At 68.4% G+C, this 12,421-nt stretch carries 10 protein-coding genes and 3 pseudogenes; 10 read left to right on the top strand and 3 right to left on the bottom strand.

What is annotated here, in order from left to right:
- Positions 1–203: 203 nt before the first annotated feature.
- Positions 204–503 (bottom strand): DUF397 domain-containing protein, encoded by a 300-nt coding sequence (locus tag ACFVT5_RS29990; protein WP_389894416.1) that lies wholly within the window; start codon positions 501–503, stop codon positions 204–206.
- Between the two features lie 285 nt (positions 504–788).
- Here ACFVT5_RS29990 and rpsO point away from each other — a divergent pair, with 285 nt between their 5' ends.
- The 5 genes from rpsO to ACFVT5_RS30015 all read left to right on the top strand — a co-directional run bounded on the left by rpsO (position 789) and on the right by ACFVT5_RS30015 (position 6,242).
- A complete protein-coding gene (gene rpsO / locus ACFVT5_RS29995; protein WP_389894418.1) occupies positions 789–1,076 on the top strand; it encodes a 30S ribosomal protein S15 in 288 nt (95 codons plus the stop codon).
- A 312-nt stretch (positions 1,077–1,388) separates the two neighbouring features.
- Positions 1,389–3,617 carry a polyribonucleotide nucleotidyltransferase gene (locus ACFVT5_RS30000; RefSeq protein WP_389894420.1) on the top strand — a complete coding sequence of 743 codons (2,229 nt, stop codon included), beginning with the start codon at positions 1,389–1,391 and terminating at the stop codon, positions 3,615–3,617.
- Positions 3,614–4,993 carry a M16 family metallopeptidase gene (locus ACFVT5_RS30005; RefSeq protein ID WP_389894422.1) on the top strand — a complete coding sequence of 460 codons (1,380 nt, stop codon included), beginning with the start codon at positions 3,614–3,616 and terminating at the stop codon, positions 4,991–4,993. Before ACFVT5_RS30000 ends, ACFVT5_RS30005 begins: the two co-directional genes overlap by 4 nt.
- Before the next feature lie 38 nt (positions 4,994–5,031).
- Positions 5,032–5,784, top strand: coding sequence for a 4-hydroxy-tetrahydrodipicolinate reductase (dapB, locus tag ACFVT5_RS30010; RefSeq protein WP_389894424.1), 753 nt, complete (start codon positions 5,032–5,034; stop codon positions 5,782–5,784).
- Positions 5,785–5,789: 5 nt separating this feature from the next.
- Positions 5,790–6,242, top strand: coding sequence for a tetratricopeptide repeat protein (locus ACFVT5_RS30015; RefSeq protein WP_389894426.1), 453 nt, complete (start codon positions 5,790–5,792; stop codon positions 6,240–6,242).
- A 74-nt stretch (positions 6,243–6,316) separates the two neighbouring features.
- Here the strand turns inward: ACFVT5_RS30015 and ACFVT5_RS30020 are convergent, their stop codons facing one another.
- Together ACFVT5_RS30020 and ACFVT5_RS30025 are read right to left on the bottom strand one after the other, a co-directional pair.
- Complete coding sequence (locus ACFVT5_RS30020) at positions 6,317–6,874, bottom strand: hypothetical protein (protein WP_389894428.1); 558 nt, start codon at positions 6,872–6,874, stop codon at positions 6,317–6,319.
- 90 nt (positions 6,875–6,964) lie between these two features.
- A complete protein-coding gene (locus ACFVT5_RS30025; RefSeq protein ID WP_389894430.1) occupies positions 6,965–7,204 on the bottom strand; it encodes a hypothetical protein in 240 nt (79 codons plus the stop codon).
- A 250-nt stretch (positions 7,205–7,454) separates the two neighbouring features.
- Here ACFVT5_RS30025 and ACFVT5_RS30030 point away from each other — a divergent pair.
- From ACFVT5_RS30030 to ACFVT5_RS30050, 5 genes and pseudogenes are all read left to right on the top strand, one after another.
- A pseudogene (locus tag ACFVT5_RS30030) lies at positions 7,455–7,745 on the top strand (FAD-dependent thymidylate synthase); the annotation flags it as partial.
- Positions 7,746–7,904: 159 nt separating this feature from the next.
- Positions 7,905–8,651: pseudogene (locus ACFVT5_RS30035) on the top strand (HNH endonuclease); the annotation flags it as partial.
- A 3-nt stretch (positions 8,652–8,654) separates the two neighbouring features.
- A pseudogene (thyX, locus tag ACFVT5_RS30040) lies at positions 8,655–9,104 on the top strand (FAD-dependent thymidylate synthase); the annotation flags it as partial.
- 251 nt (positions 9,105–9,355) lie between these two features.
- The gene (gene dapA / locus ACFVT5_RS30045) at positions 9,356–10,255 is read left to right on the top strand and encodes a 4-hydroxy-tetrahydrodipicolinate synthase (protein WP_389894432.1); all 900 of its coding nucleotides are present in this window, start codon (positions 9,356–9,358) and stop codon (positions 10,253–10,255) included.
- 143 nt (positions 10,256–10,398) lie between these two features.
- Positions 10,399–12,084: a ribonuclease J gene (locus ACFVT5_RS30050; protein ID WP_389894434.1), complete on the top strand. Its 1,686-nt coding sequence runs from the start codon at positions 10,399–10,401 to the stop codon at positions 12,082–12,084.
- Positions 12,085–12,421 lie beyond the last annotated feature (337 nt).

Below are 12,421 nucleotides of genomic sequence, written 5' to 3' on the forward strand. Positions count from 1 at the left end.
CCTAATCACCCCGGGCACCCCGGGGGCAGGCCCGTCGGGCCCTGTACGCCGCCCGTTACGTCACAGCCTGCCCAGAAGACATGCGTACACGCACCAACACGGTGGACAAAGGCGACAGTTGAGGGCGACAGGCGCACAGCCGGGCGCCAACAGGAAGACTTCAGAAGGCCGATACGACGCCGCTCGCCACCCGAACCCGCGCCCTACTGCGCGGGCCCCCCGTTCTGCGGAGCCGGCCCCAGGTCGAACTCGCCGTCCCGCGCGCCGAGTACGAAGGCCCGCCACTCCGCCTCGGTGTACCGCAGCACGGTCTCCGGATCGACCGACGACCGCATGGCCACGGCGCCCTCCGGCAGATACGCGATCTCGACGCGCTCCTCGTGCTCCTCGGTGCCCGGCGCGCTGAGCCACTCGACACCGGAGATGTCCAGCCCGTACAGCTCGTCCTTCTCGCGCTCCTTGCGCGCCCTGACGTCCTCGTCCTGCCCCTGCGACTCGGCCATGCTCCCGCGACCCCTCTCCCGTACCGTTTCCGGTAGTGCGGTATTTCCAGCAGGCACCCTACTGGGCGCCCCGGACCCGCCACGGGGAGTTACCGGAGCCCGGCGAGAGGCGCCCACCCGCCCTGGTACCCTGTGTAACGGCCGTTTGTGTGCGCACCCTCGGAATCCACAGGATCCCGGAGGCCGCAGCCGACGGATCCCAGCCTCCCGAGTCATGGAAGCTCCCCTGAGATGTGGACCAGGGGCACTTGGTGGCCTCACGAAGACGAACAACGAGGAGTACGCGTGTCGCTCGACGCCGCTACGAAGAAGCAGATCATGACCGAGTTCGCCACCAAGGAAGGTGACACCGGCTCCCCCGAGGTCCAGGTCGCCATGCTGTCGCGCCGGATCTCGGACCTGACCGAGCACCTCAAGACCCACAAGCACGACCACCACTCGCGTCGTGGTCTGCTCATCCTGGTCGGTCAGCGCCGTCGCCTCCTTCAGTACCTGGCGAAGAAGGACATCACGCGCTTCCGTGCGCTGGTCGACCGCCTCGGCATCCGCCGTGGTGCGGCGGGCGCCAAGTAGCACGCCGTGAAGGGAGCGGTCCCCCACGCAGGGGGCCGCTCCCTTCGCCGTTGTGTACGGCCCGGACGACCCGTACGACGCCACCGCACCCGCTCTGCGTGCGGAGTGTCACCGCGGCTTTGTAGTCTGGTCGCACAACGCAATACCGAACGAGGAGAAGCGCCCCCGGCCGCCGCCGGTCCTCGGTAGTGGCCCCCGGGAAGAAACACGACCCCGGGTGCTTCGATCGAAGACCGGCCCGCACACAAGGCGCGCTTCTCCGCCACCGTCCCCGCCACACGGGCAAGGGACGAAGACGAGGAGATATCACTAGTGGAGAACGAGACCCACTACGCCGAGGCCGTCATCGACAACGGCACCTTCGGCACCCGCACCATCCGCTTCGAGACGGGCCGCCTGGCCAAGCAGGCCGCCGGTTCCGCCGTGGCGTATCTGGACGACGACACCATGGTGCTGTCGGCCACCACCGCCTCCAAGAACCCCAAGGACCAGCTCGACTTCTTCCCCCTCACGGTGGACGTCGAGGAGCGTATGTACGCCGCCGGGAAGATCCCCGGTTCCTTCTTCCGGCGCGAGGGCCGGCCCAGCGAGGACGCGATCCTCACCTGCCGCCTCATCGACCGCCCGCTGCGCCCGTCCTTCAAGAAGGGCCTGCGCAACGAGATCCAGGTCGTCGCCACGATCATGGCGCTCAACCCCGACCACCTGTACGACGTCGTCGCGATCAACGCCGCGTCCGCGTCCACGCAGCTGGCCGGTCTGCCCTTCTCCGGCCCGATCGGCGGCGTCCGCGTCGCGCTGATCCGCGGCCAGTGGGTCGCGTTTCCGACGCACACCGAGCTTGAGGACGCCGTCTTCGACATGGTTGTCGCGGGCCGCACCCTGGAGGACGGCGACGTCGCGATCATGATGGTCGAGGCCGAGGCCACCGACCACACGATCAAGCTCGTCGAGGGCGGCGCCGAGGCGCCGACCGAGGAGATCGTCGCCGCCGGTCTGGACGCCGCCAAGCCCTTCATCAAGGTCCTGTGCAAGGCCCAGTCGGACCTCGCCGCGAAGGCCGCCAAGCCGACCGGTGAGTTCCCGATCTTCCTGGACCACCAGGCCGACGTCCTGGAGGCCCTCACGGCCGCCGTCCGGGACGAGCTGGCCCAGGCGCTGACCATCGCGGGCAAGCAGGAGCGCGAGTCGGAGCTGGACCGCGTCAAGGGTCTGGCCGCCGAGAAGCTGCTCCCGCAGTTCGAGGGCCGCGAGAAGGAGATCTCCGCCGCGTACCGCTCGCTGACCAAGTCCCTGGTCCGTGAGCGCGTCATCAAGGAGAAGAAGCGCATCGACGGCCGCGGTGTCACCGACATCCGCACCCTCGCCGCCGAGGTCGAGGCCATCCCGCGCGTGCACGGCTCGGCGCTGTTCGAGCGCGGCGAGACCCAGATCCTGGGCGTCACCACGCTGAACATGCTCCGCATGGAGCAGCAGCTCGACACCCTGTCGCCGGTGACCCGCAAGCGCTACATGCACAACTACAACTTCCCGCCGTACTCCACCGGTGAGACCGGCCGCGTCGGCTCCCCGAAGCGCCGCGAGATCGGTCACGGCGCCCTCGCCGAGCGCGCGCTCGTACCGGTGCTCCCCACGCGCGAGGAGTTCCCCTACGCGATCCGCCAGGTCTCCGAGGCCCTCAGCTCCAACGGCTCGACGTCGATGGGCTCGGTCTGCGCCTCCACCATGTCCCTGCTGAACGCGGGCGTGCCCCTCAAGGCCCCCGTCGCCGGTATCGCCATGGGTCTGATCTCGCAGGAGATCGACGGCCAGACGCACTACGTCACCCTCACCGACATCCTCGGTGCGGAGGACGCCTTCGGTGACATGGACTTCAAGGTCGCCGGCACCAAGCAGTTCGTGACCGCCCTCCAGCTCGACACCAAGCTGGACGGCATCCCGGCGTCGGTCCTGGCCGCCGCCCTGAAGCAGGCCCGCGACGCGCGTCTGCACATCCTCGACGTGATGATGGAAGCCATCGACACGCCGGACGAGATGTCTCCGAACGCCCCGCGGATCATCACCGTCAAGATCCCCGTGGACAAGATCGGTGAGGTCATCGGCCCCAAGGGCAAGATGATCAACCAGATCCAGGAGGACACCGGCGCCGACATCACGATCGAGGACGACGGCACCATCTACATCGGTGCCGCCCAGGGTTCGCAGGCCGAGGCCGCGCGCGCCACGATCAACTCGATCGCCAACCCGACCATGCCGGAGGTCGGCGAGCGCTACCTGGGTACGGTCGTCAAGACCACCACCTTCGGCGCGTTCGTGTCCCTGCTCCCGGGCAAGGACGGCCTGCTGCACATCTCGCAGATCCGCAAGCTGGCCGGCGGCAAGCGCGTGGAGAACGTCGAGGACGTGCTCGCCGTGGGCGCCAAGGTCCAGGTCGAGATCGCCGAGATCGACTCCCGGGGCAAGCTGTCGCTGATCCCCGTGGTCGAGGGCGAGAGCGACGACGACGCTCCCTCGGACAAGAAGGACGACTCCGACAAGTGACGTCCCGTAGTCCTCGCGCGACGGCCCGTGTCTCCTCGGAGACGCGGGCCGTCGCCCGTACCCAAACCCTGCTCCCGGGCAAGGACGGCATCGGCACGGTCCGCCGTACGACCCTGCCGGGCGGCCTCCGCGTCGTCACCGAGACCCTGCCCTCCGTACGCTCCGCGACCTTCGGCATCTGGGCCCACGTCGGCTCCCGCGACGAGACCCCCTCGCTGAACGGCGCGACGCACTACCTCGAACACCTCCTCTTCAAGGGCACCAAGAAGCGGTCGGCGCTCGACATCTCCTCCGCGATCGACGCGGTCGGCGGCGAGATGAACGCGTTCACGGCCAAGGAGTACACGTGCTACTACGCACGCGTCCTCGATACCGACCTGCCGCTGGCGATCGACGTCGTCTGCGACATGCTGACCGGCTCCCTGATCCTCCAGGACGACGTGGACGCCGAGCGCGGAGTCATCCTCGAAGAGATCGCGATGACCGAGGACGACCCGGGCGACTGTGTGCACGACCTGTTCGCGCACACCATGCTCGGCGACACCCCCCTCGGCCGCCCGGTCCTCGGCACCGTCGACACGGTCAACGCCCTCGGCGCCGACCGCATCCGCCGCTTCTACAAGCGGCACTACGACCCGACGCACCTCGTCGTCGCCGCCGCGGGCAACATCGACCACCACACGGTCGTACGCCAGGTCCGCGCCGCCTTCGACAAGGCCGGCGCGCTGGAGCGGACCGACGCCCAGCCCATCGCACCCCGCGAGGGCCGGCGCGCGCTGCGTACCGCGGGCCGCCTGGAACTGGTCGGCCGCAAGACCGAGCAGGCGCATGTCGTCCTCGGCATGCCCGGTCTGAGCCGCACCGACGACCGCCGCTGGGCACTCGGCGTCCTGAACACCGCACTCGGCGGCGGCATGTCCTCGCGCCTCTTCCAGGAGGTCCGCGAGAAGCGCGGCCTCGCCTATAGCGTGTACTCGTACACCTCGGGCTTCGCCGACTGCGGCCTCTTCGGGGTGTACGCGGGCTGCCGCCCCAGCCAGGTGCACGACGTGCTCAAGATCTGCCGCGACGAACTCGACCAGGTCGCCGAGCACGGCCTCTCGGACGACGAGATCGGCCGCGCCATCGGCCAGCTCTCCGGATCCACCGTCCTCGGCCTGGAGGACACGGGCGCGCTGATGAACCGCATCGGCAAGAGCGAGCTGTGCTGGGGCGAACAGATGTCCGTCGACGAGATGCTGGTCCGGATAGCCGAGGTGACCCCGGACGACGTCCGCGCGGTGGCCCGCGACATCCTGGGACAGCGCCCGTCGCTCTCGGTCATAGGCCCGCTCAAGGACAAGCAGGCCGCCCGCCTGCACGAAGCGGTTTCCTGAAGCCCCGAGTCGCCCAACTCCCCTTAAGGAACAAGCACATGAGCAAGCTGCGCGTGGCGGTCATCGGCGCCAAGGGCCGTATCGGCTCGGAGGCGGTACGCGCCGTGGAGGCCGCCGACGACATGGAACTGGTCGCGGCGCTGGGCCGCGGCGACAAGCTGGAGAGCCTCGCGGACAGCGGTGCGCAGGTCGCCGTCGAACTGACCACACCCGGGTCGGTCATGGGCAACCTCGACTTCTGTGTCCGGCACGGCATCCACTGCGTCGTCGGCACCACCGGCTGGACCGACGACCGCCTCGCACAGCTCAACACCTCCCTGGCCGCCGCACCGGGCACGGGTGTCCTGATCGCCCCGAACTTCTCCATCGGCGCGGTCCTCACCATGAAGTTCGCGCAGCTCGCGGCGCCCTACTTCGAGTCCGTCGAGGTCATCGAGCTGCACCACCCGAACAAGGCCGACGCGCCCAGCGGCACCGCCACCCGGACCGCGCAACTCATCGCCGCCGCCCGCGAACGGGCCGGAAGCGAGCCGCAGCCCGACGCCACGGTCACCGCGCTCGACGGCGCGCGCGGCGCGGACGTCGACGGGATCCCCGTGCACTCCGTACGGCTGCGCGGGCTCCTGGCCCACCAGGAGGTGCTGCTCGGCGGCGAGGGCGAGACGCTCACCGTGCGCCATGACTCGCTGCACCACAGCAGCTTCATGCCGGGCATCCTGCTCGGAGTGCGCCGCGTCGTGGAAACCCCGGGCCTCACCTTCGGCCTGGAACACTTCCTGGACCTCGGCTGACCCTGATGCGCGCGAAGATCACCTACGCCGTCACGGCGGCCGTCCTCGTCGGCTACTTCGTCCTGGTCGGCAGCCGCGGAGTGCTGCTCATCCAGAACGGCACCCCGCTCACCGTCACCTTCGGCCTCGCCGTCCTTGTGCTCCCGGTGATCGGCGTCTGGTTCCTCTGGAAGAACACCCAGTTCGTACGGAACGCCAACCGGCTCGCCACCGTCCTGGAGGCCGAAGGCGGGCTACCCGTCGACGAGTTGGTCCGCACCCCCGGCGGCCGGATCGACCGCGACTCGGCGGACGCCGTGTTCCGCAAGCGCAAGGCGGAGACCGAGGACACCCCCGACGACTGGCGCTGCTGGTTCCGGCTGGCGGTCGCCTATCACGACGCCCGCGACACACCCCGCGCCCGCAAGGCCATGCAGCGGGCGATCTCCCTGCACGACGGAAAACCCCTCAGCGTCTGACCCGCGGAGCGCCGGACCCGGACCCTGACCCGCCGACGCTCCTCGGCCGCGGCGCTCCTCAGTCTCGACGCTGCTCAGCCGCGGTGGTACTCCTCCGCCCACACCTCGACGGTGTCCGCCGCCCGCTCGAACGCCTCGGGGCGCGCGAGGAAGTCGGCGTTGTGCGTCGTCAACAACGGCGCCGCCGCTTCACCCCGCCGATTCCCGCGTACGAGAACGAGTGCCTGCCCCTGCACGGTGCGCGGCAGCCCCAGCCACCGCACGGGCTGCTGGACCGTACGCACCTCGGTGACCTGAGTCCACGGAAGAGTCTTCGTGCTGAGGAACCCCACGCGGCGCAGGCCACGGGCGCTCACCCAGACCCCCATCCGCAGCAACCGCAGCGCGGCGACGATGATCAGTAGGGCGCCACCACCACAGGCCGCCGCGCCGGACAGACCGCCCGCGAAGGCGATGATCACCGCGGCGAACAGGACATATGAGGCGAGCAGCAGCAGGAGCGCGGCGGCCCCCACTCGCCACGGGCCTGGTCGATAGGGCCGGCGCCAGCGGTCACGGTCGTCGAACGGCAGCGCGATGTCGTCCGCGGCCTCGTCGAAAGCGCGGTCGGCCGTCAGAAAGGGCAGGGGCACGACTGGTCCTCACTCAATCCACGCACGGGCTGTGCCCGGTGAGGCTACCGAGCCGTGACCATGCCTACCACCCTGGGGGGTCCGGACGAGTCAGCGATTGTTCGACGCCTCGGAGTGCTGCGTCCTCGCCGGTGACTGATCGAGTGAGAGGGCGGGCAGCCCGAAGACCAGGGCGCCGACCAGGCCACCGACCAGGGTCAGGCCGATCAGGGAGCGGCCGGCTATCTGACTCGCCGTGGCGCGCTCGCGGGGCGGCGGTGTGACATTGCTGCGGAACTTGTCGGCTTCGGCGATGAAGGCGAACGGAACGGGCTCGCGCCGACGGAACATGGGAAGCACTTCTCCTCGGGTGTCGAACGGGACACTGTCACCCATACAGACGCTCGAACCTCGCGAGAGGTGCCCTGTTTCACCGAATTCGCAGAAGTTCGCCGAAGTTCGTCGGCGTTCCGTGATGTTCGGGGCTGTTCGGTGCGATCAGCGGGGCTATGTCGGCGCTCGCGGCCGAACGACCGATTGTCAGCGCCGGGTCGTAGAGTGGGCGCCGCCCGATGGACGTGATGGGAAGGACCCCCCAACCGTGACCCAGACCCCGGCCGACGATCTGAAGCCGAGCTTCCGCAGCGATGTCTCCGTCGAACTGGTGAAGCATGCGGCGACGGACTCCGACGTGCTGTTCGCAGCCCGTGTCTCCACCGTCGGAGAGCAGTCGCTGGACGAGCTGAAGAAGGACCCGGAGCGCTCCAAGGGCCTGATCAACTACCTGATGCGCGACCGCCACGGCAGCCCCTTCGAGCACAACTCGATGACCTTCTTCATCAGCGCCCCGATCTTCGTGTTCCGCGAGTTCATGCGCCACCGCGTGGGATGGTGCATCGCGGGTGACACGGAGATCACCCTGGAGAGCGAAGCGGGAAACCTGCGCCGGCGGACCATCGCCGAACTCCACAAGCTCTGGCACCTCGGCGTCGAGGACCGCCTCCCGCACTCCGCGGGCGGCGTGACCTGGCACAGCCGGGCAGGCAAGTGGATGGCCCAGGTCGGGCGCGGTGGGACCAACCACTACCTCGGGCTGTACGAGAGCCGCGAGGCGGCCGAGTCGGCCGTCGCGGAATTCCGCGAACAGCACCCGAGCACGCGTCTGCGCAAGCTCGAATCAGTGCGTCGCAACCACGTCCGCTGTTACGACGAGGAGACCCTGCTCGCCCAGCGGGCCAGGATCGTCGACGTGATCGAGTCCGGCGTAAAGCCTCTGATCAAGATCACCACGGCCTCCGGGAAGACGCTCCGCTGCACCGTCGACCACGCGGTGTTCACCCCTGAGGGTTGGTGCAAGGCAGGCGAACTCACGGTCGGGGACGCCGTCATGGCGGCCGGCACCGCTCCCCGCCCCTCGCAGGCACTCATCCCGCCGAGCCTGCGGCGTGGCATCGGCGTATGGACCTCCATGCAGCGGCAGAGGCTGATCAAGGAAACCGACACCTGTCACCTCTGCGGGCAGGGCTTCCCGCGCGATCAGCTCGCGCTGGACCATGTCGTTCCGGTCGCGGGCGACCTGACCCAGGCCCTCGACGAGAAGAACCTCGCCCCGGCCTGTGAGCCCTGCCATGCCGTGAAGAGCGCCGGTGAGCAGGCACTGGCCCAGCGCGGCGGCAAGATCGCCAAGGCCGTTCCGGACCCGGTCGTCGCCATCGAGGCGGACGGCGAGGAGATGACGTACGACCTTTCGGTGGAAGGGCCCTGGCACAACTTCCTCGCCAACGGCATCGTCGTGCACAACTCGTACAACGAGGAGTCGGGCCGCTACCGCCAGCTGGAGCCTGTCTTCTACGTGCCGGACGAGGCCCGCAAGCTGGTTCAGGAGGGCCGTCCCGGCAAGTACGTCTTCGTGGAGGGCACGCAGGCGCAGCAGGAGCTGGTCGGCCGGGTCATGGAGGACTCGTACCGCGAGGCGTATGAGGCGTATCAGGAGATGCTCGCCGCCGGTGTCGCGCGCGAGGTGGCCCGCGCGGTCCTCCCGGTCGGCCTCTTCTCATCCATGTACGCCACATGCAACGCCCGGTCGCTCATGCACTTCCTCGGCCTGCGCACCCAGCACGAACTGGCGAAGGTGCCGTCCTTCCCCCAGCGGGAGATCGAGATGGTCGGCGAGAAGATGGAACAGCACTGGGCGGCGCTGATGCCTCTGACCCACGCGGCCTTCAACGCCAACGGACGCGTGGCGCCGTAACCCTCAGGGCACCCTCACGGCACAGATGTACGGATCAGCACGGCGAAGTGTCCGTATTGCGGCATTTCTAGAAGTTCATCTAGCCTGATCAAACGGACCCGGCACTGCTTGAACCCCCGAGCAGGCAGTGCCGGGCTCCTCTTCCCCGTCACGTCCCGGCAGCTCTTTGTCACATCGACCGGCGTTTTGTCGGACCCGCCCGCATCCCCCGAGGGGGGACCCCGTGCTGAGCAGCGAGTAGCGTATTACCCATGGCTCCGACCTCCACTCCGCAGACCCCCTTCGGGAGGGTCCTCACCGCCATGGTCACGCCGTTCACGGCGGACGGCGCTCTCGACCTCGACGGCGCGCAGCGGCTCGCCGCCCATCTGGTGGACGCAGGCAACGACGGCCTGATCATCAACGGCACCACCGGAGAGTCCCCGACCACCAGCGACGCGGAGAAAACGGAGCTGGTCCGAGCCGTACTGGACGCGGTCGGCGACCGCGCCCACATCGTCGCCGGAGTCGGCACCAACGACACGCGGCACAGCATCGAACTCGCCCGCGCGGCCGAGAAGACCGGTGCCCACGGCCTGCTCACCGTCACGCCGTACTACAACAAGCCCCCGCAGGAGGGCCTGCTCCGGCACTTCACGGCTGTCGCCGACGCCACCGAGCTGCCCGTCATGCTCTACGACATCCCCGGCCGCAGCGGCGTCCCCATCAACACCGAGACACTCGTCCGGCTCGCCGAGCACCCACGGATCGTCGCCAACAAGGACGCCAAGGGCGACCTCGGCCGCGCGAGCTGGGCCATCGCCCGCTCCGGCCTCGCCTGGTACTCCGGCGACGACATGCTCAACCTCCCGCTGCTCTCGGTCGGCGCCGTCGGCTTCGTCTCCGTCGTGGGCCATGTCGTCACACCCGACCTGCGCGCTCTCCTCGACGCGTATTCCTCGGGCGACGTCCAGAAGGCCACCGAGATCCACCAGAAACTGCTCCCCGTCTTCACCGGCATGTTCCGCACCCAGGGCGTCATCACCACCAAGGCCGCACTCGCCCTCCAGGGCCTGCCCGGCGGTCCGCTGCGGTTGCCGATGATCGAGCTGACGCCCGAGGAGACGGCCCAGCTCAAGATCGATCTGGCCGCCGGCGGGGTACAGCTGTAGGTACAGACTTCACAACTGAATACGCACCACCGCGGGCCCGAACCCCACATCGGCCCGCGTCCGACCACCGACAACTGCTTATGCACGAACGACATGCGCGCCACGTGCCACGGGTACGTGGCGCGCATGGTCAGGAGAGTCTTTTGAGTCATCCGCACCCTGAACTCGGCGCCCCGCCCAAGCTCCCGGCACGCGGCCTTCGGGTCACCCCGCTCGGTGGCCTCGGCGAGATCGGCCGCAACATGACCGTCTTCGAGTACGAAGGCCGCCTGCTGATCGTCGACTGCGGAGTGCTCTTCCCTGAGGAGGAGCAGCCCGGAATCGACCTGATCCTGCCGGACTTCACATCGATCAGAGACCGCCTCGACGACATCGAGGGCATCGTTCTCACCCACGGCCACGAGGACCACATCGGCGGTGTCCCCTTCCTCCTCCGCGAGAAGCCGGACATCCCGCTGATCGGCTCCAAGCTGACCCTCGCGCTCATCGAGGCCAAGCTCCAGGAGCACCGCATCCGTCCGTACACCCTGGAGGTGGTGGAGGGGAACCGGGAACGGATCGGACCCTTCGACTGCGAGTTCATCGCCGTCAACCACTCGATCCCGGACGCCCTCGCGGTCGCCATCCGCACCCCCGCGGGCATGGTCGTCCACACCGGCGACTTCAAGATGGACCAGCTCCCGCTGGACCGCCGCCTCACGGACCTGCACGCCTTCGCACGGCTGAGCGAGGAAGGCATCGACCTTCTGCTCTCGGACTCCACGAACGCCGAGGTCCCGGGCTTCGTACCGCCCGAGCGGGACATCTCCAACGTCCTGCGGCAGGTCTTCGCCGGCGCCCGCAAGCGCATCATCGTGGCGAGTTTCGCCAGCCATGTCCACCGCATCCAGCAGATCCTCGACGCGGCCCACGAATACGGCCGCCGGGTCGCCTTCGTCGGCCGCTCGATGGTCCGCAACATGGGTATCGCCCGGGACCTCGGCTATCTCAAGGTCCCGCCGGGTCTGGTGGTCGACGTCAAGACCCTCGACGACCTCCCCGACCACGAGATCGTCCTGGTCTGCACCGGCTCACAGGGCGAACCGATGGCCGCCCTGTCCCGTATGGCCAACCGCGACCACCAGATCCGTATCGTCCAGGGCGACACGGTGATCCTGGCGTCGTCGCTCATCCCCGGCAACGAGAACGCGGTCTACCGCGTGATCAACGGCCTCACCCGTTGGGGTGCCAACGTCGTCCACAAGGGCAACGCCAAGGTGCACGTCTCCGGCCATGCCTCAGCCGGTGAACTGCTGTACTTCTACAACATCTGCAAGCCGCGCAACCTGATGCCGGTCCACGGCGAATGGCGCCATCTGCGCGCCAACGCCGAACTCGGCGCCCTCACCGGCGTCCCGCACGACCGGATCGTCATCGCCGAGGACGGAGTCGTCGTCGACCTCGTCGAGGGCAAGGCGAAGATCGTCGGCAAGGTCCAGGCGGGATATGTGTACGTGGACGGGCTCTCCGTCGGCGATGTCACGGAACCCGCGCTGAAGGACCGGCGCATCCTCGGGGACGAAGGCATCATCTCGGTCTTCATCGTGATCGACTCCAGTACCGGGAAGATCACCGCGGGCCCGCACATCCAGGCCCGTGGCTCCGGCATCGAGGACTCGGCCTTCGGTGACGTCATGCCGAGGATCCAGGAGGTTCTGGAACGCTCCGCGCAGGACGGCGTGGTCGAACCCCACCAGATGCAGCAGCTGGTCCGCCGCACCCTCGGCAAGTGGGTCTCGGACAACTACCGTCGGCGGCCGATGATCCTTCCCGTCGTGGTCGAGGTCTGACCGGGACGACCGTCTGACCTGCGTGACCAGACGTGAACTGGGAGCGGGGCACCCCGATTTGCATCGGGGCGCCCCGCTCCAGTACGTTTACGGCTCCGCCTGGACGGGAACCCGACACGCTCGCGTGAACCGGACACCTCGATCGGGACGGAAATTCCGACTCAGAGTCTCTGATAAAGTCGGGCCCGCCGGAAAGAAAAGCGCGTAAAGCGCTTGACTGGAAAGCGGCCGAGGAAATCAGAACCGAAAGGGTCTGATAGAGTCGGAAACACCGAAGGGAAGCCCGGAGGAAAGCCCGAGAGGGTGAGTACAAAGGAAGCGTCCGTTCCTTGAGAAC

The organism is Streptomyces sp. NPDC058001 (genome assembly GCF_042886315.1).
Lineage (GTDB): Bacteria > Actinomycetota > Actinomycetes > Streptomycetales > Streptomycetaceae > Streptomyces.